At 69.5% G+C, this 25,984-nt stretch carries 23 protein-coding genes and 1 tRNA gene; 5 read left to right on the plus strand and 19 right to left on the minus strand.

Going from position 1 to position 25,984, the window contains the following annotated elements; translation table 11 throughout:
• Positions 1–8: 8 nt before the first annotated feature.
• Genes ACWF7A_RS20725 through ACWF7A_RS20735 form a run of 3 tightly spaced genes read right to left on the minus strand, consistent with a single transcriptional unit; the run spans position 9 to position 2,362 of the window.
• Entirely contained in the window at positions 9–1,340 is a 1,332-nt protein-coding gene (locus tag ACWF7A_RS20725; protein WP_452252081.1) for a PPE domain-containing protein, read from the minus strand.
• Between the two features lie 4 nt (positions 1,341–1,344).
• A complete protein-coding gene (locus ACWF7A_RS20730) occupies positions 1,345–1,920 on the minus strand; it encodes a DUF3558 domain-containing protein (protein WP_452252082.1) in 576 nt (191 codons plus the stop codon).
• A 16-nt stretch (positions 1,921–1,936) separates the two neighbouring features.
• Positions 1,937–2,362: a hypothetical protein gene (locus ACWF7A_RS20735; protein WP_452252083.1), complete on the minus strand. Its 426-nt coding sequence runs from the start codon at positions 2,360–2,362 to the stop codon at positions 1,937–1,939.
• A 147-nt stretch (positions 2,363–2,509) separates the two neighbouring features.
• Here ACWF7A_RS20735 and ACWF7A_RS20740 point away from each other — a divergent pair, with 147 nt between their 5' ends.
• Entirely contained in the window at positions 2,510–3,337 is an 828-nt protein-coding gene (locus ACWF7A_RS20740) for a hypothetical protein (RefSeq protein ID WP_452252084.1), read from the plus strand.
• On the opposite strand, the gene ACWF7A_RS20745 is transcribed toward ACWF7A_RS20740, so the two are convergent.
• The 4 genes from ACWF7A_RS20745 to ACWF7A_RS20760 all read right to left on the minus strand — a co-directional run bounded on the left by ACWF7A_RS20745 (position 3,319) and on the right by ACWF7A_RS20760 (position 7,450).
• Positions 3,319–3,960 carry a helix-turn-helix domain-containing protein gene (locus ACWF7A_RS20745; RefSeq protein WP_452252085.1) on the minus strand — a complete coding sequence of 214 codons (642 nt, stop codon included), beginning with the start codon at positions 3,958–3,960 and terminating at the stop codon, positions 3,319–3,321. The two genes, ACWF7A_RS20740 and ACWF7A_RS20745, sit on opposite strands and share 19 nt — an antisense overlap.
• Positions 3,961–4,186: 226 nt before the next feature.
• Positions 4,187–4,258 (minus strand) — tRNA-Val (locus ACWF7A_RS20750).
• Between the two features lie 56 nt (positions 4,259–4,314).
• Positions 4,315–5,694, minus strand: coding sequence for a carbohydrate-binding protein (locus ACWF7A_RS20755; RefSeq protein WP_452252086.1), 1,380 nt, complete (start codon positions 5,692–5,694; stop codon positions 4,315–4,317).
• Between the two features lie 112 nt (positions 5,695–5,806).
• A complete protein-coding gene (locus ACWF7A_RS20760; RefSeq protein WP_452252087.1) occupies positions 5,807–7,450 on the minus strand; it encodes a bifunctional 3'-5' exonuclease/DNA polymerase in 1,644 nt (547 codons plus the stop codon).
• Positions 7,451–7,718: 268 nt separating this feature from the next.
• On the opposite strand from ACWF7A_RS20760, the gene ACWF7A_RS20765 reads away from it, so the two are divergent.
• Positions 7,719–10,043, plus strand: coding sequence for a hypothetical protein (locus ACWF7A_RS20765; RefSeq protein ID WP_452252088.1), 2,325 nt, complete (start codon positions 7,719–7,721; stop codon positions 10,041–10,043).
• Here ACWF7A_RS20765 and ACWF7A_RS20770 read toward each other — a convergent pair.
• Together ACWF7A_RS20770 and pruA are read right to left on the minus strand one after the other, a co-directional pair.
• Positions 10,030–10,953, minus strand: coding sequence for a proline dehydrogenase family protein (locus ACWF7A_RS20770; RefSeq protein WP_452252089.1), 924 nt, complete (start codon positions 10,951–10,953; stop codon positions 10,030–10,032). The genes ACWF7A_RS20765 and ACWF7A_RS20770 overlap by 14 nt on opposite strands.
• 88 nt (positions 10,954–11,041) lie before the next feature.
• Positions 11,042–12,667, minus strand: coding sequence for an L-glutamate gamma-semialdehyde dehydrogenase (gene pruA / locus ACWF7A_RS20775; protein WP_452252090.1), 1,626 nt, complete (start codon positions 12,665–12,667; stop codon positions 11,042–11,044).
• A 94-nt stretch (positions 12,668–12,761) separates the two neighbouring features.
• Between pruA and ACWF7A_RS20780 the strand changes: the two genes are divergently transcribed.
• A complete protein-coding gene (locus ACWF7A_RS20780; RefSeq protein ID WP_452252091.1) occupies positions 12,762–14,288 on the plus strand; it encodes a PucR family transcriptional regulator in 1,527 nt (508 codons plus the stop codon).
• Here ACWF7A_RS20780 and ACWF7A_RS20785 read toward each other — a convergent pair.
• From ACWF7A_RS20785 to ACWF7A_RS20820, 8 genes are all read right to left on the minus strand, one after another.
• Positions 14,270–14,887 carry a YidC/Oxa1 family membrane protein insertase gene (locus ACWF7A_RS20785; RefSeq protein WP_452252092.1) on the minus strand — a complete coding sequence of 206 codons (618 nt, stop codon included), beginning with the start codon at positions 14,885–14,887 and terminating at the stop codon, positions 14,270–14,272. The two genes, ACWF7A_RS20780 and ACWF7A_RS20785, sit on opposite strands and share 19 nt — an antisense overlap.
• Positions 14,888–14,926: 39 nt before the next feature.
• Positions 14,927–15,211, minus strand: coding sequence for a DUF6412 domain-containing protein (locus ACWF7A_RS20790; protein WP_452252093.1), 285 nt, complete (start codon positions 15,209–15,211; stop codon positions 14,927–14,929).
• Positions 15,212–15,221: 10 nt separating this feature from the next.
• Complete coding sequence (locus ACWF7A_RS20795) at positions 15,222–15,944, minus strand: hypothetical protein (protein WP_452252094.1); 723 nt, start codon at positions 15,942–15,944, stop codon at positions 15,222–15,224.
• Positions 15,941–16,486: an RNA polymerase sigma factor gene (locus ACWF7A_RS20800; RefSeq protein ID WP_452252095.1), complete on the minus strand. Its 546-nt coding sequence runs from the start codon at positions 16,484–16,486 to the stop codon at positions 15,941–15,943. The genes ACWF7A_RS20795 and ACWF7A_RS20800 overlap by 4 nt, the downstream gene beginning before the upstream one ends.
• 46 nt (positions 16,487–16,532) lie before the next feature.
• Entirely contained in the window at positions 16,533–17,120 is a 588-nt protein-coding gene (locus tag ACWF7A_RS20805; protein ID WP_452252193.1) for a uridine kinase, read from the minus strand.
• Positions 17,117–17,659 carry a DUF402 domain-containing protein gene (locus ACWF7A_RS20810; protein WP_452252096.1) on the minus strand — a complete coding sequence of 181 codons (543 nt, stop codon included), beginning with the start codon at positions 17,657–17,659 and terminating at the stop codon, positions 17,117–17,119. The genes ACWF7A_RS20805 and ACWF7A_RS20810 overlap by 4 nt, the downstream gene beginning before the upstream one ends.
• Entirely contained in the window at positions 17,637–18,911 is a 1,275-nt protein-coding gene (locus ACWF7A_RS20815) for an FAD-dependent oxidoreductase (protein WP_452252097.1), read from the minus strand. Before ACWF7A_RS20815 ends, ACWF7A_RS20810 begins: the two co-directional genes overlap by 23 nt.
• A gap of 61 nt (positions 18,912–18,972) precedes the next feature.
• Positions 18,973–20,328, minus strand: coding sequence for a GAF domain-containing protein (locus ACWF7A_RS20820; RefSeq protein WP_452252098.1), 1,356 nt, complete (start codon positions 20,326–20,328; stop codon positions 18,973–18,975).
• Between the two features lie 198 nt (positions 20,329–20,526).
• Between ACWF7A_RS20820 and ACWF7A_RS20825 the strand changes: the two genes are divergently transcribed.
• A complete protein-coding gene (locus tag ACWF7A_RS20825) occupies positions 20,527–21,864 on the plus strand; it encodes an aldehyde dehydrogenase family protein (RefSeq protein WP_452252099.1) in 1,338 nt (445 codons plus the stop codon).
• On the opposite strand, the gene ACWF7A_RS20830 is transcribed toward ACWF7A_RS20825, so the two are convergent.
• Together ACWF7A_RS20830 and ACWF7A_RS20835 are read right to left on the minus strand one after the other, a co-directional pair.
• A complete protein-coding gene (locus tag ACWF7A_RS20830) occupies positions 21,861–23,426 on the minus strand; it encodes a beta-N-acetylhexosaminidase (protein WP_452252100.1) in 1,566 nt (521 codons plus the stop codon). The two genes, ACWF7A_RS20825 and ACWF7A_RS20830, sit on opposite strands and share 4 nt — an antisense overlap.
• Before the next feature lie 121 nt (positions 23,427–23,547).
• Positions 23,548–25,020: a CYTH and CHAD domain-containing protein gene (locus tag ACWF7A_RS20835; protein ID WP_452252101.1), complete on the minus strand. Its 1,473-nt coding sequence runs from the start codon at positions 25,018–25,020 to the stop codon at positions 23,548–23,550.
• Positions 25,021–25,170: 150 nt separating this feature from the next.
• Here ACWF7A_RS20835 and ACWF7A_RS20840 point away from each other — a divergent pair, with 150 nt between their 5' ends.
• Positions 25,171–25,980 carry a hypothetical protein gene (locus tag ACWF7A_RS20840; protein ID WP_452252102.1) on the plus strand — a complete coding sequence of 270 codons (810 nt, stop codon included), beginning with the start codon at positions 25,171–25,173 and terminating at the stop codon, positions 25,978–25,980.
• Positions 25,981–25,984 lie beyond the last annotated feature (4 nt).

A 25,984-nucleotide genomic window follows, 5' to 3' on the forward strand; every position in this document is an offset into this window, starting at 1 on the left:
TTTCCCCCTTATCCGCCGATGACCGGCGGAGCGACCATCGTTCCGTCGCCGAAGATGTCTTCGGTCTCCTGAAGGTACGACGCGGACTTGTGCTCCGCGTCCTCAGCACCTTCACCACGCTGACCACCGGCACCCATACCGCCGGCGCCCATGCCGGCCGCGCCACCGCGACCAGCGGCACCAGCCGCACCGGCACCGGACGGCCCGAAGCCACCAGCACCACCGGCACCGCTACCGGCGACACCGGCCGCGCCACCGAAGCCACCGCCCATGCCGCCAGGACCCATGCCCTTGGCCGCCGCGGCACCACCGAGGCCGCCACCAGCGCCGGGACCACCGATGCCACCACCGGCGCCGCCACCGCGACCGCCGCCGGCACCACCGCCCGCGCCGCCACCGCCGGGCCCACCGATACCACGACCACCAGGGCCGTTGGGACCGTTGGGACCGCCAGGACGGTTGCGGGGGTTGTTCGGGTCGAGCGGCCCACCGGGCCGCCGCGGGTCGTTCGGGTTGTAGACGCCGTCCGGCGGCACCGTCGGCACACCGATGTTGGGAGGCGGCCGGTTGGGGTCGGTGGGCGGGGGAGTGAACTTGGGGTCGTTGACGCCGGACGTGCCGGTGTCGTCGCCACCGCCGGTGCCCGGCGGCTTCCAGCCGGACGTGCCGGTGTCCCCGCCGCCGCTGCGGTCGCCCGTGCCGTTGCCGCCCGGAGGGTTGCTGCCGATGCCGGGAGGCGGCTGGCTCTGCGTGCCGACCTTGTCGATCAGGCGGTCGTTGCCAGTGCCCTCTTGGACGCTGCCGTCCGTCGCCGTGGGCGCGATGAACGTCGGCTGGTTGCTCATGCTCGCGTTGACAGCACCCGCGTACTGGTTGAACGCGCGGATGTTCTGCTCGCTGACCTGCTGGTTCTTCTCCAGCGCCTTGTCGTAGTCCGTGTCCCACGGCCGGTAGTCGTTGAGGAACGGCTTGTCCGGCACGGTCGGGGGCTTGGACATCGAGTTCTTGGCATCGGCATACGCGGTACCGACCGTGTCGGCGGTCGTGCCTGCCTGAGTGGCCGAATCACCCGTGACCGTGGCCCAGGTCGCCAGCGGTGAGGTCCCGCCACGCGCCGCATCACCGGCTGAGCCCTCCCAGGAGGCACCGGAGTCGCGCACGGCCTTCTCGATCAGCTGGGCGACGTCGCCGTGGCCGCTCGAGAGATCACGCCAGCCCTCTGACATCAGCGAGGTGCTCTGGCTCGGCCCCTTGCCGTTCTCGAACCACTTGTAGATCGTTTCGCCACCCGCGAAGGGAAGAATGGCGAAACCAGTGATGTTCGGCTCGTCCCCAGCCATCTCGCTACCCCTTCAGGTTTGTGATGATCAGCTGCGCTACGCGCTCGGTCTCCGGGCAGGGCTTCTTCGTCGCGCGCTCGTCCGTGGCGCTGGAGATCTGCACCGTGACCGAATCGGTCTTGGAGGCCTGGATCGAGGTCAGGCAGCTGATCGATCCGTCAGTCTGGTCGGTGGAGATGACCCTGACACCGTCCAGTTTCTTGTCTACGAAGACCCCGTTGTTCTTGACGTTCTCGACCTGGGCCTCGAAGTCCTTGTCCTTGGTCACCGAGATCTCGTAGGTGGAGTTCTTGATGGGGTCCTTGCCGTCCCACACGCAGTTGGGACCGAGTTCGGCAGTACCGGCTTGAGGCGCCAGCACAGAACCGAGCGTCGCGGCCTGGCTGGTGGTGAGGATGCTGCACGGGTCGCTGACGAACTTGGCGATGCTGAGCCCGGCGCCGGAGCCGTCGCTGGTGGGCTGGCTGCTCGTCTGCCCGTTGCCAGTCGGAGCAGCTGTGGTCGGGCTGCCTCCGGTCTGATTGTCCGTGCACCCAGCCAACGCCACGGAAGCGAGCACTGCGGTGAGCAGAACGGTCATGCGCTTCAAGATCCTGTCAGCCCTTCATCGCGGTCGACGCCGCTTCGTCGGTGGCCCGGTACTCGGCGAGGGCCTTCTCGATGTTGTTGATGGTCTGTTCGAGCGCCTTCACGGCCTGATCGTTCGCCCACTGGTAGCCGCCAGGCTCAGCACCTGCGGTCTTCCGCATGGCGAGAGTCGCGTAGCCGCTGTAGGGATCGGGGCCGGGGGCGCCGGAGAGCTTGAGCTTCTCGCTCGACCTTCGCAGCTTCAGCAGTTCCCGGAGAGCCTCTTTCAGGCCGTCGATCATCTTCTGCGCCTGGTCAGGGTCGACGCTGAACTTAGCGACTCCGCCGCCGCCAGCGCCTGCCGCCGCTCCGGCGGACGCGCCGAGTGCCGCACCGACACCCTTACCGACGGCCCCGGCTGTCTTCACGGGTACGAGTGCGTCGAACATCAGCATCCTGGCCAGCTCCCCTCAGAACTCCACACCCCACTCAGAGGATTTTCGCATAGGACCGGTTCCCCGCGGAGGCGAACGAATCAGCAGATCAGGTCACATGGCCGTTTCGTTCAAGACCTCGTCCCACGACCGGCATAGGTTCGGGGCATGATCGGACAAGCGAGGACCTTCCTCTGGCTCAACGCCCGCACGCTGGAACAACGCTGGTTCGAGCACGCTTTCGACGGCGGAAAGGCCGAGCACGTGGTCAGGGCGGTGCTGGCCTACCGCAACGACGACGGCGGGTACGGCCACGGCCTCGAACCCGACCACCGGGGGCCCACCAGCCAGCCGCTGCACGCCCTGCGCGCGCTCCAGGTGTTCGCCGAGGTCAACGCCCCCGAGCACGCCGAGTCGGTCCTGACCTGGCTGAACGCCGCCTGCCCCGACGGCAGCGTCCCGTTCGGCCTGTCCACCTCGAAGGACCACCCCAAGGCGCCGTGGGTTCAGGCCGACGACCAGGGCGGACTCCTCCTGACCAGCCAGATCGCCGCGGCACTGCACGCCCTGAAGGCCACCGGCCCGTGGCTCGACAGGGCCACCGACTACTGCTGGCACCACATCGACCAGCTCGACCAGACCCACCCGTACGAGCTGCGGGGTGCGGCGATGTTCCTCGACGAGGTGCCCGACCGGGCCCGCGCCGAACTCGCCGCCGAGAGGCTGAAGAGCCTCACGCCGAGCACCGAGGGCTATGCGGAGGGCGAGGGCCTCGACCCGCACGCCTACGCCCAGAAGCCCACCAGCCTCGCCCGCGCCTGGTTCACCGAGGACGAACTGACCAAGGACCTCGACCAGCTCGAAAACGGCCAGCAGGAAGACGGCGGCTGGAACTTCGGCTTCCCCGCCTTCACCCCGGTCGTCGACTTCGAATGGCGTTCCATCGCCACGGTCGACGCCCTGCTGACGCTGCGCCGCTACGGCCGGATCAGCTGACCCAGGGACACGCCGGCCAACGCACGCACTTCGCGGGCCAGGTGTGCCTGGTCCGCGTACCCGGCCTCGACGGCCACGGCCGAGAACGGCACACCGTCCCGGGCCAGCCGCAGAGCCGCGTCGAACCGCAGCACCCGCTGCAACACCTTGGGCGGATACCCGAACGCGTCCAGACATCGCCGCCGCAGCTGACGTGAGCTCAACCCGATCTCCCACGCGACGGCCCCGACATCACGAGACCGCAGCAACGAGGCCGTAGCGGCCAATGCCGGATCGACGACCACCCGCGAGGCGCAGAACTCGACCATCGCGGAGAAGGAGTCCAGCCGAGCCGAAGGCACCAGCTCGGCCAACGGCACCCGCAGATCCCGAACGGCATGCGCCGGCACCCCGAACACCGACGGGAACGCGCCAGGCGGCAACCGCACCCCGTACAACGTCCCAGGGGCAACGGAAGCGAGCTGTGCGGACGTGTCCGGGCCGGCGACGAACAGTGCGCCGGACGCAGGCGTCCACATCAGGTCCGTGCAGCCGTCCGGCACCACGCGCTGCACGGTCGGCGTGGCCACCGTGCGCGTCCACAGGCAGGCCAGACCCGCAGGAGCAGGACGTTCGGCGTACACGCCCCGACCGTACCTGTTTCCGGTCCCTGCAAACGTTGTCCCCAACAACGGCCGCACCGACGAAAGGCCCCCGGTCAGCTGACCGGGGGCCTTTCCGAAGAGGTCGACACCCAGGGGGTTCCGGGGGCGAAGCCCGCCGGGCGGGGTCTGGGGGTCGCACCCCCGGAAAACACAACGGAGCGAGCAGGTTCGCGCTTTCCGCGAACGCAACTCGCTCCGAGTGAAGTGGACGATACTGGGATTGAACCAGTGACCCCTACCGTGTCAAGGTAGTGCTCTCCCGCTGAGCTAATCATCCGTTGTCGTGCGGATGCCATCTTAGCGGACAAGCCCAGCGGGTCGCTAACCCAGGGGTCAGGTTCCGAACTTCACCCAGTTCACGCTCACGTACGGCGAAGGCTGCCCGCTCGTGAAGGTCACGTACACGTCGTGCGTGCCGGTGATGTTCGAGATGTTCGCGGGGATCGTTCTCCACGCGTCCCACCCACCGGTGTTGCCCACCGCGATCGACCCGACCGGCGTGGCCGTGCGGGACCCGAGCCGCACCTCGACGAGGCCGCTCACCCCGCCGCCTGCTCCGGAGGCCACGCGGGCGTAGAACTGCCGCGCGGGTCCGGTGCCGAAGTTCACGCCGGAGAACTTCAGGTAGCCACCGTTCGCGATCTGATGCACGCCCGAGCCACCGTCACCGGGCGCAACGGACCCGCCGGAGCGCTCGGAAGCACTCTCCGCCTGCAGGTCGTTGTACGCGGAACCCCCACCGCCGGGGTTCGACGTCGTGGTCGTGGTGGTGGTGGTCGGGGTTGTGCCACCAGCCGAGTAGACGGCCACGTAGTCCACGACCATCGAGTGCCCGGATTGCGTGGCTGCGACAGGGGTCGGCTGGTTGTTGTTGAGCGCGTTCGGGAACGCGCCGCCCATCGCGAGGTTGAGCAGGATGAAGTGGCCGGCGTGCGACGTCATCGCGTTCCACACGTTGACGCCGACCCGGGCCTGCGTCACCTGGTGGAACGACTGGCCGTCGACGAACCACGTGAAGGTCTTCGCGGCGTCGTCCCACTCGAAGCGGTACGTGTGGAACGCGGACTGGCAGGACGAGCCGGGGCACGCCCGCGAGTTGCCGATGCCGGTGAACTCGCCGCAGGCACCGCCGGGAGCGACGTCGCAGTGCAGGACGCCCCAGACGGAGTTGATGCCGTTGACGTTCTCCATGATGTCGAACTCGCCGATGCCCGGCCAGTTCCAGTAGTTGCCGCGGTACGGCGCGCCGAGGGTCCAGAACGCCGGCCAGTAGCCCAGGGCGGCCTCGCCCGAGACGTTCGGCATCTGGATGCGACCCTCGATGGCGAGCTTGCCGCCGGCCGCGGGCTTGAAGTTCGAGCGCTGGGTCTCGATGCGCGCCGACGTCCAGTTGCCGCCACCGTCCTTCAGGGCGGTGATGCGCAGGTTGCCGTTGCCGTCGAGCTTCAGGTTGTTGGTGCTGTTCGTGTAGTTCTGGATCTCGCCGGTACCCCAGTTGGCAGGTCCTCCGGGGTAACCGTGGCCGGTGTCGATGATCCAGTTGGCGCTCGACGGCAACGACCCGTTGGAACCGTTGAAGTCGTCACCCCACACCTGCGTCCATCCCGATGCAGGGGGTGGGATCGAGGCGTTGGCGGACATGGCGGCGATCGCCAGGGGTACCGCGGCAATTAGCGCTGTCGTGGCCGCGAGTACGCGGCGGCGTTGCTTCATGCGCGAGTGACCTCCTTGTCACGGGTGCAGTCCATTTATGAGAGCGCTCTCACGGTGTAAGAACAAGCGCCCGTTCGGACCAACGCCGCTGAACGGACAGTCTCGTTTGGACTTATTTCGCGTCCGCGTAGCAGGTCACGGGCACCGCGTTCATCGGGAAGCGCACCGATGTCTCGCCGAAGAGCAACCGGGTCGCCTCGCGCCCGGCCTCGGCGATCGCCTCGACCACGGCGTCGGCGTCGGCCCACGGGCAGTGCACGAGCACCTCGTCGTGCTGGAAGAACACCAGGTGCGCGTCCGCGGGCAGACGGGTCCGCAGCACACCCAGCAGTGCGGCCGTCCAGTCCGCCGCACTGCCCTGCACCACGAAGTTCCGGGTGAACCGCCCCCAGTTGCGCGCCGCCTGTCGCGACGAGCTCGACGACTCGCCGAAGTCGTCGGCGCCCCCGGTCAGCTCCTGCCACGCCGCGGACGGCGTCGGCGACGTGCGGCCCAGGCGCGTGCGCACCATCCGGCCCTGCTCGCCGGCTCGCGCGGCGTCCTCCACGTACCCGACCGCGATCGGGAACCTCTTGCGCAGCACGGCGAGCAGCGGTCCGGCCTCGCCCGAGGTGCCGCCGTACATCGCCGACAGCATCGCGATCTTCGCGCGCGGCCGCTCGCCCTTGAACGAGTCCTCCGCCAGCGCCGCGTAGAGGTCGTCGTCCCCGCAGACCTCGATCAGCCGCTCATCCCCTGACAGGGCAGCGAGAATCCGCGGTTCGAGCTGGGAGGCGTCCGCGGCGACGAGGCACCAGCCCTCGTCGGCGATCACGGCCTGCCGCATCAGCCGGGGGATCTGCAACGCGGCCCCGCCCCGCGACGCCCAGCGACCGGTGACGACACCACCCACGACGTAGTCCGGTCGGAACCGCCCGTCCTCGACCCACGTGTCGAGCCACGACCAGCCGTGCGCCACCCACAGCCGTGCGCGCTCTTTGTAGTCCAGCAACGGTTTCACCGCGGGGTGGTCGACCTTCTTCAGCACCCACCGCCGAGCCGAGGGCACCTCGACGCCCGCCCGCGCGAACGCCTTCACGATGCTCGCCGGCGCGTCCGGGTTCATCTCCCGGCCGCCGAACGCCTCCTGGATCTGGTCCGCCAGCGCCTGCAGCAGCTTCGGCCGCTGACCGGGTGCCGGACGCGGCCCGAGCACCTCCTCCAGCAACCGGTTGTGCACGTCCTCCCGCCACGGCAGCCCGTGGAACGTCATCTCCGCCGCCACCAGAGCCGATGCCGACTCCGCCGCGATCAGCAGCCCGAGCGCCGGATTCCGTTGCTGCGCCTGGAAAACCAGCGACAACGCGACCAACGGGTCCGTGTCGCCCGGCAGCACCACCGGCTCCGGCCCGAACAACGTCAGCGCGTCGTCCTTCTTCGGCGGCCCGACGTCCGCCGGAGCGGGTAGCCCCAGCACCCGTGCCAACGCTCCCGCGAGCTCCTTCGGCTCGCGGTGCCGCCCCTCGACGCCCAGCAGCAACGCCTCGGTCAGGTGCAGGTCCCAGCACCGGTCGACCCGCACCCCGGCCGCGAGCAGCACCGGGTAGACCTCGGAGGTGTCCGCCCACACCCAGCGAGGCCGATGGGCGCGCTCCAGCGACGCCACGGCGGCCGCCGGCGACGAAGCCGTCATCGCGGGACCCGCCGGAGTCCCGTCGTCGTGCAGCTTCTGCCACCGGCCGGCGCCGTCAGCGTCGAGGACGAGGGCGACCAGCACACCTCAGATTGTGCAACGGGGGTCTGACAATTTCAGTCCAGGCTGAAACGGACGTCCGCGCGGGTAGCCGGTGGACTTTCTCCAAGCCAGTAGACATCAGGGTGAAGGAAAAACGGGAAAAGGCCACGATGGTGTGGTCTTGCTACCCCTGGCCTGACCTGCGGCCGACTATGAGGTGGTGGACCGAGCACTCAGCGTCGCCGCATTGCTGGATCCCACCCATCAGGTGGTCCCCTTTCACGGCAGAGAATCCGAGCTGGACACACTCGTGCTCTGGCGTGACAGCGCCGTGCCCCGGGCGTCGCTGTTGCTGCACGCCCCGGCGGGCGCGGGCAAGACGAGGCTGCTCCAGCGCTTCCAGGAGAAGCACTGGGACGAGGCCGTGCACGGAAGGCTGCTCGTCATCGACGACGCCGACCGGCTCCGGTGGCAGGACGTCTTCGCGCGGCTGCAGGACACGCTCCGGCACGGACCGTCCCGCACGCGAGTCCTGCTCGCCTCGCGGACCACGGGCTGGTGGTGGTCCTCCACCCGTCAGCGCATCGCGGACTTCGACCACGAGGTCATGGCCGTCGAGCTCGCCGCGACGCTCGAGGACCGAGAGGAGTCGTTCACGCTCGCCTGCCAGCACTTCGCCAAGCAGCTCGACGTCACGGCCCCGGACGAACCGCCGCCCAACATCGCCCAGGAGACGGTCCTCGACCTGCACATGGCCGCGCTGACGGTCGTGCACGGCGACCCGTGCGACGTGAACCGCACCCAGCTCGTCCGGCAGCTGCTCCAGCGCGACGACGGCCGCAAGACCGGCCGGATCGCCGAGGACTACCTGGCCGTCGCCACCCCGGCCACACCGGACCCGGACCTGCTCGCCCGTGCCGCACAACGCTGGCCGCAGCTGCGCCCCAGGCTCGACGAACTGGTCACGGGCACGCCGGCGGTCGTGCGCGACATGGCCCGCGACAGCCTCCGCGCCGCCGCGGAGATCGGGTCGCTCGCCACCGTGGAGGCCATCGCCCGCGAGGTCTTCCGCGACGAGCGGTTCGCCACGGACGCGATCCCGTCGATCCTCACCCGCCGCCTGATCGACCGCGCCGAGGAGACCCTCGACCGCGCCGAGATGTACGGGATGCTCAGCGCCAGGACGATGTTGTGCGGCCTGCGCCAGGAGTCCGTCGAGGCCTCCCAGGCCGAGGTCGAGTGCTACCGCGAGCTCGCGAGGCAGGACCCGGAGAACCGCCCGTTGCTCGCGGACGCGCTGGGCGACCTGGGCCTGCGGCTCATCAACGCCCAGCGCAACGACGAGGTGCTCGCCGTCTCGGAGGAGGCGATCGACCTCTGGCGCGCCATCGCGGAGGCCGACCCGGAGACGATTCCGCAGCTCGCCTCGGCCCTGGAGCAGATCAGCTACCGCTACCAGACGCTCGGCCGCGACGAGGACGCGATGACCGCCATCAGCCGCGCCACGCTGCTCTTCCAGGAGCTCGCGAAGACACACCCGGCGCTCTTCCGCGCCGACTTCGCCAGGGTCGCCGGCGTGATGGCCCGCCGATTCCACATGGAGGGCAACGGGCAGCACGCCGCCGACTCGATGCAGCTCTCCATCGCGAACTGGCGGGTGGTCGCGCAGGAGGACCCGCGCTTCGAACCGGAGCTCGCCCGCAACCTCGTCACGGCGGGCACCATGTTCCTCGACCTGGGCAGGGCCGAGGCCGCGAGCGAGACGCTCAAGGAGGCCGTGGACCTGTTCCGCCACCTCGCCGTCGCGCACCCGGAGACGTTCGGCACGGAGCTCGCCGACGCGTTGACGCGGCGCAGCCAGGCGTTGCTGGAGCTGGCCGACGACATCGACGCCGCGTTCACCGCGCGCGAGGCCGTGATGCTCTGGCGCGAGACGGGGGACCGCAAGGGCCTCGGCACGGCCCTGCTCAACGTCGCCACGGTCGTGGGCGACGTGGACGCGGCCGCGGAAGCCGTCGAGGTGTACCGGGACCTGGTCTCCGAGGACCTGGTCTGGAACCAGGCGAGCCTCGTGATCGCCCTCGCGACCCTGGTGCGGCAACAACTCCTGCACGGCCAGGACGGCCAGGCGATGGACTCGGCCGACGAGTGCCTGGAGCTCTGCCACCGCCTGCCGTCGCAGCTCGTCGAGTTCTTCGGCGCGACACTGGCGCCACCACTGCAGAACACGGCCCGCGCACTGTCCGATTCGGACCACCACGTCCGCGCGCTGAGGATGTCCGAGTTCACCGTCGAGATCTGCCGGGCGCTGCGGCCGAGGACGGCATCCACGGTCTACCTCGGGGCCCTCCAGCGGCACGTGCGCAGACTCCGTGCGGCGGAACGGAAAGAAGAGGCGCGCGCCACCGCCCACATCGCGATCGTGCTGTGGCACACGGCAGGCCTCGACCTCGAAGCGCACGTCGACTACGCCGAGGCGGTGACGACCTACGGCAGGCTCTGCGCGGAGACGAAGTTCGAGACGGAGAAAGCACTCCGGCTCACCCGCCGCGCGGTCGAGATCCTCCGCGTGGCCGGTGAGCCGGTGAAACTGCAGTTCGCCCTCGAAACGGCCGAGGAGCTCAGCTCTTGGTGAGCAGCGACCGCGCGAAGAACGCCACGTTGGCCGGACGCTCCGCGAGGCGGCGCATGAAGTAGCCGTACCACTCGTCGCCGTACGGCAGGTACACGCGCATGCGGTTGCCCTCACCGGCGATGCGCTTCTGCTCCTCGGGCCGGATGCCGTACAGCATCTGGAACTCGTAGGAGTCCTTCGACCGGGCGGACGCCAGGTCGGCGGCGATCGCGATCAGCCGCGGGTCGTGCGAGGCCACCATCGGGTAGCCGTCACCCTCCATGAGGATCTTCAGGCACCGCACGTACGACAGGTCGACCTCGTGCTTGTCCTGGTGTGCAACGGAAGCAGGCTCCTGGTAGGCGCCCTTGCACAGCCGCACGCGCGAACCGGCGTACGCCAGGTCGCGGCAGTCCTGCTCGGTGCGGTGCAGGTAGGCCTGCAGCACCGCGCCCACCCACGGGAAGTCGACGCGCAGCTCCCGCAGGATGCTCAGCGTGGAGTCCGTGGTGGTGTGGTCCTCCATGTCCAGCGTCACGGTCGTGCCGACGACGGCCGCCGCCGTGCAGATGCGACGCGCGTTCTCCAGCGCGATCTTCTCGCCGTCGACCGCCAGCGACTGGCCGACGGCGGACAGCTTGACCGACACCTCCGCACCCCGCGTGAGCCCGAACGACTCGAGCCGTGCCAGCAGCGTCAGGTAGGCCTCGACGGTGTCGTTGGCCTGCGACTCCTCGAAGGTGTCCTCACCGAGGTGGTCGAGGGTCACCAGGCGGCCGTCGCCGAGCACCTCGGCCGTCGCGTGGATCGCCGAGTCGACGTCGGCACCGGCGACGAACCGCTCGACGACGGGCCGGGTCAGCGGCGTCGACTCGACGAGCTTGCGGGCACCCGCGCTGCGGGACGCCAGGAGAAGGCTGGAGCGCAACATAGGTTCACGTCCTCAGGGTGTGAAAGGTGAGAGGAACGTCGAAGTGCTTGTGGCGCAACGACGTTCCCCTCACTCAGGAGGGCCGGATCTAGCCCTGGTGCGGGTGGAGGTGGGTGGTGGGCGCCACGAAGGTCTCCTTGACGGAGCGCGGGCTGACCCAGCGGAGCAGGTTGTGGACCGACCCCGCCTTGTCGTTCGTGCCGGACGCGCGCCCGCCGCCGAACGGCTGCTGGCCCACGACGGCACCGGTGGGCTTGTCGTTGACGTAGAAGTTGCCGGCGGCGAACCGCAGCTCCTCCTGCGCGTGCGCCACGGCGGCACGGTCACGCGAGATGATCGAGCCGGTCAGACCGTAGGGCGCCGCGCTCTCCATCTGCTTGAGCACGGTCAGGTAGTCGGCGTCCTCGAACACGTGGACGGCGAGCACCGGGCCGAAGAACTCGGTGGTGAACACGGAGTTCGCGGGGTCGGTGCCGAGGAGCACGGTCGGCCGGACGAAGAAGCCGTCCGAGTCGTCCGCGGTGCCCCCGGCGGCGATCTCCAGCGAGGAGTCCGCGCGAGCGGCCTGCAGCACGCCCGACAGCTTGTCGAACGAGCGGCGGTCGATCACCGCGCCACCGAAGTTCGAGAAGTCGGTGACGTCGCCGTAGGTCAGGGCGTCGACCTCGGCCAGGAACTGGTCCTTGATCTTGTTCCACACCGAGCGCGGCACGTAGGCGCGCGACGCGGCGGAGCACTTCTGGCCCTGGTACTCGAAAGCACCGCGGATCATCGCGACGCGCAGGACGTCCGGGTCGGCCGACGGGTGCGCGAGGATGAAGTCCTTGCCGCCGGTCTCGCCGACGATGCGCGGGTAGGAGCGGTAGTTCGCGATGTTCGCGCCGACCTGGGCCCACAGCTTCTGGAACGTCGGCGTGGAACCGGTGAAGTGGATGCCCGCGAGGTCGGGGGCGTTGAGCGCCACCTCGGACACCGCGAGGCCGTCACCGGGCAGCAGGTTGATCACGCCGGGCGGCATGCCCGCCTCCTCCAGCAGCCGCATGGTGAGGTGCGCGGCGAACGACTGGGTGGGCGACGGCTTCCACAGCACGACGTTGCCCATCAGCGCGGGCGCGGTCGGCAGGTTGCCGGCGATGGCGGTGAAGTTGAACGGCGTGATCGCGTAGACGAAGCCCTCGAGCGGGCGGTGGTCCGTGCGGTTCCACACACCGGGGGAGGAGATCGGCTGCTCGGCCATCAGGTTGCGGGCGAACTGCACGTTGAAGCGCCAGAAGTCGATCAGCTCGCAGGCCGCGTCGATCTCCGCCTGGATCGCGGTCTTCGACTGGCCGAGCATCGTGGCCGCGTTCAGCGTCTGCCGCCACGGGCCGGCGAGCAGGTCGGCGGCACGCAGGATGATCGCCGCGCGGTCGTCGAACGACAGCGCGCGCCACGCCGGGGCGGCCTCGCGGGCCGCGGCCAGGGCGTCGACGGTGTCCTGCTGGGTCGCGCCGGCCAGCGTGCCGAGCACGGAGCGGTGGTTGTGCGGCTGGACGACGTCGAAACGCTCCCCGCCACCCATGCGCTGCTCGCCACCGATGGTCAGCGTCAGCTCGAGCGGCTCCTTCTGCAGCTCGGCCAGCTTGGCCTGCAGCTCGGCACGCTCCGGGGTACCGGGGGCGTACTGCAGGACCGGCTCGTTGACCGGGGCGGGAACCTGGGTGACCGCGTCCACTCGCAACTCCTCTTCGAATCAGCGTCGGTACGCACACCGTAAGTCCGCGCGACCTGGCCTCGGTTGTCCGACAAGCCAAGATTCACCAGGTCAGATGTACGATCGAACAGTGTCGAGCCTCCGCCACGTCCTCATCGCGCTCGGCGACCCGCTCGTCGAACTCCAGGTTGCCCCCCACGGCCTGGAAGTAGACGTGCGCGATGTGGTGATCATGGATCCGGACGACCCGCCGGACGTGGCGGCAGGAGACCTCGCCCTGCTCATCGGAGCACGGGGCCGGGCCGCGTTGCCGCTGGTCAGAGCTGCCGGGCGGGCGAAAGCCGCAGTCGTCGCGGTGAAAGAGTCGTCCCAGGCGCTCGAACAGGCCGCGAACGACGCGGGCGTCGCGCTGCTCGAGGTCCGGCCGGAGGTCCGCTGGGGCCACTTGGAGTCGCTCGCCAAGAGCGTTCTCACGACCACGACCGACGACGGCGAGGTCCTCGGCGACCTGTTCTCGCTCGCGCAAACGATTGCCACCCTGACCGGCGGCATCGTCAGCATCGAGGACACGGCGAGCCGCGTCCTCGCCTACTCCCGCTCGTCCGACGAGGTCGACGAACTGCGCAGGCTCTCGATCCTCGGCCGCCAGGGCCCCGAGCCGTACCTCAAGATGCTGCGCGAGTGGGGCGTCTACAACCTGCTCCGCTCCGGCGAGGAGGTCGTCCGCATCGACGAACGCCCCGAGCTGGGCATCCGGAGACGCATCGCCGTCGGCATCCACGCGGGCCAGCAGCCGCTCGGCACGATCTGGGTGCAGGAGGGCGACCAGCCGCTGACCGAGCAGGCCGAACGCGCGCTGCTCGGCGCCGCCCGCGTCACGGCCCCGCACCTCATCCAGCAGCGCAACCAGCCCACGTCGAGGTTCCGCGAGAACCTCCTCGCCGCCCTGCTCACCGGCCGCATGGACGCCGCCACCGTCGCCGGCCAGATCGGCGCCGACCCGAAGAAACCCGCCGCCGTCGTGGTGTTCGCGGTCCGCGGCGCCGAGGGCGACCGCAGCGAGCACGAGCTCCGCCGTGCCGAGATGACCGGCCTGATCTCCGTGCACGCGGCGGCGTACCGGCGCAGCGCCCTGGTCAGCGACTCCGGCGGCCGCACGTACGTCCTGCTGCCGGACCTCGCACCGAACGCCCAGCTCCTCAGCCTGACCAGGGAGATCGTCACCACCGCACGCCGCCACCTGCACACGGCGGTGCAGGCCGCGGTCGGCTCGACGGTGTCCACACTGGACGACGCGCAGATCTCTCGCCAGGAGGCCGAACGCGTGCTCGACGCGATGGCCCGCGACCTCGACGCCGAGGTCGCGACGCTCGCCGACGTCCGCTCGCAGGTCCTGGTGAGCGAGATCCTCGCGCTGTTGCAGGACAACCCGCGCATCAGGGACCCGCGCATCGACGCGCTCGACCCCGAACTCGCGAAGTCGTTGCTGGCCTACCTCGACGCGTTGGGTGACGTGCGCGCCGCGGCGGACAAGCTGCACGTGCACCCGAACACGTTGAGGTACCGGCTCAAGCGGATCGACCTGGATCTGGACGACCCGCTCGTCCGGCTCGTCGCCCAGCTTCAGCTCAGGATGCGGTAGAGCAGCGCCCGTTCCGCGATCGTCCAGGTCGTCGTGGTGAGCAGGTACAACCCCGCGGCCAGCGGGAGGTAGGCCGCCACCAGGATCGTCCCGAACGGCAGCACCTTGACCAGCCCGGTCATGAACCCCGGCTGAGGCGTGGTCGTCATCCGCGACTGCTGCCACTTCACGGTCAGATAGGCGACCACGGCCATCAGCCCGAACAGCACGAAGAACACCCACGCGAAGCCGTTCGTGAAGTGCGTGCCGAGCGAGATGCCGAACAACGTGCCCTCCAGCAACGGGTTCGGCGTCGTGACCACCTGGTAGATGACCATGAAGAACGGGACGGTCGCGAGCATCGGCAGCATGCCCGCGAACATCGAGATGCCGTTGCGCTTGTAGACCTTCTGCGACTCCTCCGAGAACCGCACCAGGTCCTTGCCGTACTTCTTCTGCAGCTTCTGGATCTCCGGCGCGAGCCTGGCCTTGGCCTTCTCGCCGCGCACGGCCGCGCGGTAGAAGGGGTGCAGCGCGAGCCGCACGACGATGGTGAACAGCACGATGGCGAGCGCGGGCATGCCGAAGCTCGCCAGGGCAGCGCCCAGGTCAGCGAACAAGGGGTGTTTCTCCGTCTTGAGTTGGGGTGAGCGGACGTGTCAGAACGTCCGGCATCCCGGTGCTCGAGGACGGGACTTGCCTGCGGCATCAGGGTTTCGCAGCCGCAACTGTGCTGTTCGCTGGGCTCGTTCGCGGATGGAGAGCGACCGCGCCGGTGCCACCGACAGCGGCACCAGCGCGACGACCACGATCAACGCGAGGGCGAGCGCGGTCACGGCCGCGACGACCTCGGTGGGCGACGAGAACAGCGTGAAGGCGTAGAGGGCGGGCAAGAACACCGCGAGCAGCAGCATCGCTCGCTGCTTGGTCTCCGGCCGCCACATGCCTTGCAGACTACCTGTGCTCGACGGGAATCGGGGCGGTCTCCAGCAGGCTGCCCGCTTCGTCGTAGAGCCGGACCTGCTTCGGCTTGCCCAGACTCGGCCACCACGTCACGATCCAGCCGTCGCCGAGACTCGCGGTCACCTCCAGCGCGTCCTCGGTGACGATGACCGCCTTGCCGACCTTCGGGCTCACCCGGCCGGTCAGAACGGTCGTGCTGGTGCCGCTGCTCACCTCCGTCATGCCGACCTGCGGGGCGAAGTCGGCGAACAGGCGGTCACCGAGCGGCTCGCGTTCGGCGATGCCGCCGCGAGCGCTCATGCCGACGCCCTCCGGTGTTCCCCAGCACAGCGCCTCGGACCGCGGACCGGTGAACAGCACCATCGTCATGTCGCCGCGGAGGTCGGTGACGGACACCTCACGCGGGGCGGGCCACACCGGCCGGCCCTCGACCCCGCGCTCCGCGTCGTGCCGGTCGAGCGACTCCCCGCATTTCGCGAGCACGGGCGCCAGGTCGCCGGGAGCCCTCGGTTCGGCGGTCCACGCCGCGGAGGCCTCCTGGTTCGTCGGGGTCCACAGCACCAGCGTCACGGCGAGGGCGGCCACGAGTGCCGTCGCGGGCACCGCGAAGCGCCACCAGCGTCGCGACGGCTTCGAGTCGATCTCGTTCAGCAGCGCGTGCTTGCGCACCTGCAGCCGCATGGGGTCCATCCGCGGGATGTCGGGCTTGATCACAGTGCCTCCTCAACCAGTGCGCCACGCACGGTGCGTTGCGCGCGAGCGAGTCGGGACTTCACCGTGCCGACCGGGATGCCGAGGACCTGCGCGATCTGCGCCTGGGTCAGGTCCGACCACGCGGACATCTCCAGCACCTCCCGGTCCCCGGCGGGCAGCTTCTCCAGTTCCGCGATCACCTCTCGTGTCCTCGCCTCCGCGTCCACGCGCCGTGCCACGTCATCGGCGTGGTCGTCGTCGGCGTGCTGCGGCGAAACCTTGCCCAGCGCGGCCTTGTACCGCGTGCGGGCGCGCTGGTGGTTGCGGGTGACGCCGAGTGCGACGGTGTAGAGCCACGGCAGCAGGGAGTCCTCCACGGTCACGGACGTGCGTTTGCGCCACGTCTCCATGAACACCACGGACACCAGGTCCTCGGCGACGGCCCACGTACCGGTGCGGCGTAGGCAGTAGGCGAACACGGCCTGGGCGTGGCGTTCGAACAGCAGCCCGAACGCCTCGCTCACACCGGCCCGGACCTGCCCCCAGAGTTCTTCGTCGGTCACGGACCCTCCTCTCTGCCCCGCCTATGTCCGCAGGGGGAGGTCCGGTTCACGCCTCGACCAGACCGGGCCGTTCGGGGTGGTCGTAGCGGACGAGGAGATCGGCCACGGGCTCGTAGTCGTCGAACGCGGGCAGCGTCCACTCCTCGGCGGTCTTGCGCCTCAGGGCACCGGGGGAGAGCCACAGGTGCACGGTCAGCTCGGCGGGCAGCCAGCGGTCGAGCATCAGCGTGCCGTCCACGAGCACGACGCCGTTCTCCGGCAGGTCGACGTACTCTGCGCGGCTGGCCCGGTCGGTCGCGGCGTTCCACAACGACGGCAGCACCCTGCCGTCCATCGCCGGGTCGAGCACCTCGCGCTGCAGTCCCTTGTAGTCGAACCAGTCGTGCCGGTACGAGTACGAGTCGGTCCGACCGTGTTCCAGGCGCACCGACGCCGGGCGCAGGAAGTCCTCGAGCGACACCCGTTGCACCGCGCGACCCAAGGCGCGCAACGGTTCCACGGCGGCGTCCGCCAGCCGGCGCGGTTCGGCGGCGGGTGCGCCGTCGACCAGGACGCGCACCCGCCCGTCGATCTCCGACACCTGGTCGACGATCTCGGCGACGAGCGTGTCGAACGTGAGCGGCCGCACCTTCAAGGCGTCCACGCCGCCCAGGCCGTGTCCCACCAGATCTCACCGGACGCCAGCATCTTCTCGATCTCGCGCCCCTGGGCCCTGATCTCCTCGGCCTCGACGGCCGAGTACTTGCCCGACGCGACCTGCTCCTCGAACTCGTCGAGGTCGCGCTGCTCCCACGTGCCGTCCGGCGCCAGCGTGTAGTCCAGCGCGTGGTCGAGGGTCTCGAACCCGTCCTCGACGCGGCGGTAGGGCGCCTGCAGGTTCAGGTAGTAGTTGCCGAACACCCTGTCCTCGCCCTTCCAGAACAGGTCGACGGAGTAGGCGTCCTGCGGGCGGTGCAGCATGAGCTTGCCGTGGCCGCGCCAGAAACCGCGTTCCGGCTTGTCCCACGGGTGCGGGTGGTGGTGGTCGGGGTAGGTGAGCCGGGTGCCCGGCTCCACGAACACCGCGAGCAGTCCCGGCTCGTCGACGACCACCCTGGTGGGCATCTCCGACCAGACCTTGCCGTGCAGCACCTCACGCCGCACCACGACCTCACCGGGCGTGAACAACCTCATGCGCAGAACTTACGTGATCACGCTCGGCGGCGTCCTCGGCCAGCATCCTCCGCTTGAGCACGGGCACCGCGTTGGTCACGCGCAAGAACGTCCGGGAGAACACGGCCGCGACCCGTCCGATCACGGGTTTGTGGATGAGGCTCCGGCCGTCCATCATCTCGCGCGACGCCTCCACCGCCTGGAAGCCGTACTCGATCATCTCCTTCTCGTACTCACCGATCGCCTGCACGGTGTCCTTGCCGTGGTGGGCCTCGACGAGCTTGCGGCACAACAGCTCCGCGTCCCGCAGCGCCGTGTTCGCGCCGATGCCGCGGCCGGGGGTCATGAGGTGCACCGAGTCACCGATCATCGTGACGTTGTCCGGCTCCCACGGCCGCAGGCGTTCGGAGGTGCGGATCTTGATCTCGAACACGGTCTCCGGGGTGGCGAGCGCGAAGAGCCGGCGCAGGTCCGGGTGGAACCCCGGGGTCATGTTCAGCACGACCTGCTTGAGCTCGGCCTGGCTCATGCCCTTCATGTCCGGGAACTTGTCGCGCGCGGCCGCGTAGCCCCACATGATGTAGTCGTCCTCGACGCCCGTCCCGTCGAAGCGCATCACGTGGATGATCACGAACTCGCCGTGCGTGCCGAACAGCAACGTGATGCCGCCGTCGGCCAGCGGTGGCAGCAGTGCCGCGTTCTCGTCGGTCAGCGGCAGCTTGCCCGCGATCGACGTGATGCCGGTGTCGACCACCTCGGCGTCGGGCAGACGCAGCTTGCGCACCTTCGACTGCGCGCCGTCCGCGCCCACCAGCACGTCACCGGTCTCGGACGTGCCGTCGTCGAAGTACGCGGTGACCGTGCCGTCGTCGTTGCGGCTGTAGTGCCGGAACGCCTTGTCGAACCGGACGACGTCGTCCAGGCCGCCGAGCAACGCCGTGCGCATCGCGATCCTGCTGACCGACTTCTCGCTGCGGCTGTCGTCGCGGTCCGTGTCGACCTCGCCGACCAGGAGCTCCTTGTACTTCTCGGTCCGCATGACGATGTGCTTGGGCGGCCGGGCCGTGGTGCGGACGAACTCGGCGAACACGTCCGGGGGTAAGCAGCTGTGCAGCGCTTTGCTTCCATCCGGACTGATGCCGACCCGGTAGCCGATCAACATGCTGCGCGGCGTGCGGTCGCGTTCGAACACCGCGACGTCCACACCGGCCTTCTTCAGCCCGTGCGCCAGGCACAGGCCACCGGTCCCCGCTCCGATGATGAGTACGCGCATGGAATTATCCCCCTCAACTAAGTCTCTTAGTCAGGAAGATATTCAGATCGTGAGACTCGTGTCAATCGTCCTGACTGAGCCTTCTCAGTCTGGCTGTGGCGATCGCGAGCCGCACGTCGTCCGGCGGCAGCAGCTTGACCAGCTGTTCCAGCGCCTCGACGTCGTGTTCGCCCGAGTCGGTCTGGGTGAACGTCCACAGCGCGTTCGCGTCGCCGCGCTGCAGGACCGCCTTGCGCACCCCCGACGCCAGGTCGTCCCGTTCGGCCAGCACGACCGGCGCCTCGGAACGGCGCAGCAACGAGCCGCGGTACCTGCTCGCGGCCAGCGGCACGTCCGCGTCCTTCAGAGCGGCCCGCACGGCCAGGAAGTCCGTCTCGACGTCGGCGGTGAGCCGGTAGGGCCTGGTCGCGAGCACGTCCGCGCCCAGCTGCGCGCGCAGCCGGTGCAGCTCGGCGCGGACAGTCGTGGGGTTGCCGCGCTCGCCGTACAGGCGCAGCGCGAGCTGGTCCGCGGTCAGCCGGCCCTGCAACGTCAGCGCGGCCAGGATCTCCGCGTGCCGCAACGAGATCGGCACCTCGCGGCCGTCCAGCACGACCTTGGGCTCGGGCAGCAGGAACGACAGCGACAGCACGCTGCGCCGGACGAGCCGCTGCCGGGGGATGCGCAGCAGGTAGCCGTGGGCGAGCGGTTCCAGCACCGCCTCGCGACCGTCCGGGAGCTCGACCCGGTCCGCGGAGACGTCGACGCGCGGGGGCAGCAGCCCGTACGGCTCCACGGCGACGACCCGGCCGGTGGGGCTGAGCAGCGCGCCGGGCTCCCCGCGCAACGCGATCAGGTGCCGCATGTTGCGCGCCCGCAGCTCCTCGTCCTGGGCGTGCATCCGCGCGAGCATCTCCGACTCGGCGAGCCGGGCCGACGCGGAGACGAGCGCCACCATCGAGGGATGGACGGTCTCGATCGGGCCGCTGAGGTCGACGACCCCGATCGTGGTGCCCGTGTCGGGGTCGCGGATCGGGCTCGCCGCGCAGGTCCAGTGGTGGTAGGTCCGCACCAGGTGCTCGGCCGAGTGGACCGTGACGGGGGAGTTCACCGCGAGCGCCGTGCCCATGCCGTTCGTCCCCGCCGCACCCTCTGACCAGAGCGTTCCCTCCGCGAGACCGACGTCCTCGGCGCTGCCGCGGGTGTGCTTGGAGCCCTCGCACCACAGGATGTGGCCCTGGGCGTCCGCGACGATCATGATGTGCCCGGCTTCCTCCGCGAAGCCCAGCAACGTCTCGCGCAGCAACGGCAGCGTCGGGTGCAGCGGATGCCGTTCGCGCAGGTCGGAGAGCTCGTCGGCGGCGAAGACGGTCGGCGCGGTGTGCAGGTCGGGATCGACGTTGGCGGCGAGTGACCGTTGCCATGACGCGGAAATCACCGAGCGTGGCAAATCAACCGTGTGAGTACCACTCAGCACGGCATCTCTGACTCGACTCAGCAACAGTGCGTGTTGCCCGGGTTCGTGGGCCACTGATCCATCCACGGCTTGCAACGAGCATGCAACGTTCTGCTGCCTACTTTCTCACTTCGCCCACTTCTGGTATCCGGTGGGCCAGCTCTGGCAGGGAGACGAGAAATGACGCAGTACGCGGCACCGGGGCAGCCCGGCAGCGTGGTCGCGTACCGGGCCAGGTACGACCACTTCATCGGCGGCGACTACGTGTCGCCCGTGACCGGCGAGTACGTCGAGAACATCACGCCGGTGACCGGCGACGTGTTCACCGAGGTCGCTCGCGGCACCGACGCCGACCGCGCCCGTGCGATGCACGCGGCCAGTGGCGCCGCGCGCGCGTGGGGCAGCACCACGCCCCGAGAGCGCGCCACGGTGCTGTGCGAGATCGCGGACCGCATCGAGGAGCACGCGACCGAGCTCGCCGTCGCCGAGACCTGGGACAACGGCAAGCCCGTCCGCGAGGCCCTGGTCGCCGACGTGCCGATGCTGATCGAGCTGTTCCGCCAGTTCGCCGCCGTCATCCGCGCCGAGGTCGGCGAGGTCGAGCAGCTCAGCCGCAACTCGTACGACTACCGCTCGTTCCAGCCGCTCGGCGTCGTGCACGAGCGCATCTCGTGGGCGTTCCCGCTGATGCACGCGTGCCGGGTGCTCGCGCCCGCGCTGGCCGCCGGCAACGCCGTCGTGCTGGAGCCCGCCCTGCAGACCCCTGCCTCGATCCACGTGCTGCTGGGCGTGATCGCCGACCTGCTGCCGCCCGGCGTTGTCAACGTCGTCACCGGCTCCGACGACCACCCCGTCGTCGCCGGCCGCTGCCCGAACATCTTCTTCTCCGACGTCACCGCGCAGCGCGACGGCTTCCTGGACAAGGCCCTCGAAGGCTTCGCGATGTTCACGGCGAACCAGGGCGAGATCTCCACCGCCCCGTCACGCGCGTTGATCCAGACCGCCGTCTACGAGGAGCTGCTGCACCTCGCGACCCTGCGCACGCAGGCGTTGCGGCTGGGCGACCCGCTCGACACGGACACGATGGTCGGCGCTGTCGTGAGTCTTGCGCAACGCGATCGCGTTCTTGCGTACGTGGAGCGAGGCAAGGCCGAGGGTGCGCGTCTGGTCGTAGGCGGCGAAGCCTCGGGCCACTACGTGCAGCCCACGATCTTCGAGGGCGACCACCGCTCGTCGGTCTACTCCGACGACGTGCTCGGCCCTGTCGTCTCCGTGACCCGCTTCGACGACCGCGACGACGCGCTGAAGATCGCCAACGAGGCCGCCGCCCAGCTCGGCGCCGGCATCTGGTGCCGCGACGTCGCGCTGGCGCACAACGTCGGCCAGGACCTGCGCGCCGAGCGGGTGTGGGTCAACAACTACTACGCGTACCCGGCGAACACCGCGGTGCTCGCCGAGTACCGGCGGGTCAAGCACCTGCTGGTCAGCTACTCCGACCGCGGGCAGGGGTACTTCTAGCGCTTCCAGGGCACCTGCGGGCTCGCGTAGAAGTTGATGCCCTGGACCTTCCAGCGCGGCGCCTGCGCGCCCAGGCGCGGGGCGAACCCGTCCCAGTCGTGGACGCTTGCCTGGGCCCAGCCGAGCTCCGCCGCGACCGGGAGCCTGGGGAAGGCCATGTACTCGATGTCGGCGGAGGTGCTGATGGTCTCCGTCCACAGTGGAGCTTCGATGCCGCGGACGTCGGCCTCTGCCACGCCGTCGAGATAGGCACCGGGGTTCCAGCCGTAGGCGTCCCTGACCTCGACGAGCCCGGCCCAGTCGAGGCCCAGCCTGGTGTTCTTGTCGTACTTCATGTCCAGGTAGATCTTGTTCGCCGGGGACATGAGGACCTTGTTGCCCCGCTTGGCCGCGGCGGCCACGTTCGCGTCGGTCGTGGTGGTGCCCCAGAACTGCGGGATCGTGGCCGTGTCCGTCGTGGTCTTCACGAAATCGTGCCAGCCGACCGTGGTCTTGCCGTACTTCTGGACCAGCGGCAGAACGCGGTTCATGAACGTCGCGTAGTCGGCGTCGGGGGTGCTCAGGGCCTCGTCACCGCCGATGTGGAAGTACGGGCCCGGGGTGATCGCGGAGACCTCGCGGATCACGTCCTCCACGAACCTGTAAGTGACGTCCTCGTTGATGCAGAGCGAGCTGAAACCGACCTCGGTGCCGGTGTACAGCGGGCGCTTCTCGCCGTCGCAGTTCAGCTCGGCGTAGCTCGCCTGGGCCGCGTTGGTGTGACCCGGCATGTCGAACTCCGGGATCGTGGTGATGCCCCTGGCCCGGGCGTACTCGACGATGTCCCGGTACTCGGCCTGGGTGTAGAAGAGCTTGCCGGTGCGGCCGCCCACCTCCGTGCTGCCGCCGATCCTGGTGAGCTCGGGCCAGGACTTGATCTCCAGGCGCCAGCCCTGGTCGTCGCTCAGGTGGAGGTGGAAGTAGTTGATCTTGAACGCCGCGATCTGGTCCACGTAGCGCTTCACCTGGGCCGGGGTGAAGAAGTGCCTGGAGACGTCCAGCATCGCACCGCGGTGGTGGTACCGGGGGTGGTCCAGGATGCTGGCGCCCGGGACCTGCCACGGGCCTTGCTGCCTCGTCTTCGCCTCCGCCTTCGGCGGGAGGAGCTGGCGCAGGGTCGCTATGCCGTTGAAGTGACCCGCCTCCGAGTTGGCCCGGATGACCACCTGCTGTGGGGTCACGTCGAGCTGGTAGCCCTCCGGGCCCGTTTTCGGGTCCGCGCCCGATGTGAGGACCACGCCCGCGCCGGAGACCCCGTCCGTGATCGGCAGCGCGTAGCCGGTGGACCTGCGGAGGACACCCGCCAGGAGCTCCGCCGGCTTGCGTGCGTGCGCGGTGGCCACTTGGATCTCGGCCTGTGCGGTCAGGGTGAAGGTCTCCTGGCGGGGCCGCACCTGGACCGGCTGGGGGACCAGTTCCTGCAGCGAGGTCGGGGCTGCCGCTTCTGCTGTGTTGGTCACCAGCACTCCTGATCCGGCGATCACCAGGGCCGCCAGTGCGGCCTGGAGTCGTTTCGAGTTCACGCCATCCTCCGCGGGCATGGGGGACTCGGCGGCGTTCTCCCACCGTTTCAGGAGGCCGATTCGGTGTCAAGGTCCAGACCAATTCCGCGACCCCGCCCGGCTCGCGGGCGGGGTCGCGGTGTCAGAGGTGTTCCTTGCTCAGCTTGTGCCACAAGGCGGGGAGCGCCGCTTCCGTCCTGTGCGCCAGCTCCACCTCCTGGCCGTACAGGAGGCCGAAGGTGAAGCCGTTCTCATCGCCCCTGCCCAGTTCCAGCAAGACCGGGCGCGCCACCACCGAGTCCTGGTGGTCGCCCAGCAGCGTCTGGACGTCCTTCGCCCGCTTGCGCAGGGCCTTGGCGTGCTTGCCGAGTGCTGGTTCCGCCACTTCCGCCGAGTAGCGGAGGCGCTTGCCCGCCTTGCGGGCCTCGTGCAGGGGCTCGTCGTTGTTGTTGGCGTCCAGCGCCGCCTGCACTCGGACGTCCAGGCGGTGACGGGCCTTCTCCACCAGGCGGGGGAGGACGTCCTTCGCCTTGCCTGACGCCAAGGCCGTGAGAGGCGGTGCGGTGAGAAGCGTGTCGATGGAGTTGAGGAGGGTGAAGTAGCGCCTGCTGTCCAGCGCTGCGACGGAGTCCTTGTGCGCCTTGGCTTCCAGTGGTGCGAAGTAGCGGGTCATGCGGGCCGCCACGTCGCCCAGGGCCAGCTCCGGTGGGAGGGCGTGCAGGGCGGTTTCGAAGCGCTCGCGGAGTACTTCCAAGTCACGTGAGGTGCCCAGGACCGAGGCGAGCCACTTCAGCTCGTCCGTCAGGGCTCGGGTCTTGTCGCGGTCGACGATCTTGCCGAACGCCTGGAGGGCCGACCGCATGCGGCGGGTGGCCACCCGCATCTGGTGGACGGCGTCGTCCTCGTTGCGGCGGACTCGGGGGTCCTGGTTCTGCAGGGCCGCTCGTTGTTCGTAGAGGTAGGCGAGGACGACGTCGCCCGCCGTCGGCTTCTTGCCCAGGGTGGGGCCCGCGTCGCGCTTCACGCCGATCACCTGGGAGAGCTTCGACTTCGAGGAGCTCGGGACTATGCCCGCGTCTCCCAGGTGGCGCTCGACGGTGTCGAGGAGGTCCCGGTCGCCGCTCTCGCCCAGTTCCACCTCGATCTCGCGCCAGCTCGTGGTCGTGGTGGAGGAGCCCATGGTCTGTGCGGTCACCACGTCGTCGACCACCTCGGCGAGCATCTCGCCGGTGCCGTTGGACAGTTGCCAGCGGCGGCGGTTGGTGCGGATCTCGGCCACCGGGGACAGGGACTGGCCTCGGGTGTGGGCGCGGACCAACGTGGAGAGGTCCTTCGGGGGCTTCTTCGTGCCTTTGCCCAGGGGGACTCGGAGTTCCTGCCTCGAGTCCTCGCCCGCCGGGAGTTTGAGGTGCCAGCCCTCGTCGTTGCCGCCCGTGCGCCTGCGGAGGGTCACGCCGGCTCGGGCCAGGCGGTAGTCGTCGGTGTCGAAGTAGGTGGCCTCGAGGTCGAACTCCTCCGGGCCGGTCGCGATGCCGGTGATCTCTGTGAGGTCCGGCAGACTCGCGTCCGATGGTGCCTCGTACTTGCGTTCGGTCTCAGTAACGGAGGTCGCCATTTTCTATTAATACCTCGTTTTGTCCGGGTTCACCCAGTGTCGTGACGGTGCGTGAGGGTGGGTGCCACGGGCGGGCGGAACCACGCCTCCAATGCGTGTATTCACCGGGTACCCATTTTGTGGATCCTCAGTGTCCGGTTCGCTGGTCGCGTGCCCACGGAGAAGGAACGGCTCGACGTGGTCGAGCCGCAGGTCGCCACGTTGATCAGTCACGTCGGTCAGCTCTCGGCCGAGCTCGAGCGCGTCACCGCCCGGCTGACGGTGCTGGAACGGCGGTTGTCCGGTGCCGGGGACGGGCCGCTCGCCGACCTCGACGCCGTGTCCGGTGACGTCGAGCCGCTGGTCGAGGCGTTGCGGGCGGGGTGGGACGCCGAGCAGGAGATCCTCGCCGACCCGGCCAGGGTCGACCTGCGGCAGGAGGTGCTCGAGTTCGACGGCCTCAAGGCCCGGCGGGACGACGCCCGGTCCAAACTGGACGGTGGGCGGGTGCCCCGGTTCGAACGGGACGCGCTGTCGCACGAGGTGCGGCAGATGGAGTGGCTCATCAACGCGAACGAGGCCAGTGCGAAGCGGGCGGCCGAGCGGCTGGAGGCCGACGAGGACGCCGTCGGCGAGGAGTGGCGCACCGAGGCCGTGCTCGCGGGGGACAAGGCTCGCGGCGAGATCAAGGACGCGGCCGCGCGGCGCATCTCCGAGGCCCTCGCGCAGTACGCGCGGATGCCCGTCTGGTTCCGGGTCGGGCTCGGGGAGATCCCGACGCCGGACCCGTCGTTCTGGCTCGAGTCGGCGATCGCGGTGCTCGCGTACCGGCTGGAGTACGGGGTCACGGACGCCGTCACTCCGCTCGGCACGCCGCCGTCCGCGTCGTCCGGCACCCAGAACTGGGTTCGCCGCACCAATGTCCACGCCGACATCACCGACCGCCTGACGACGTTGGCCGCGACCTTCCACCTGCAGTAGCCTG

The organism is Lentzea sp. NPDC055074, assembly GCF_053608005.1.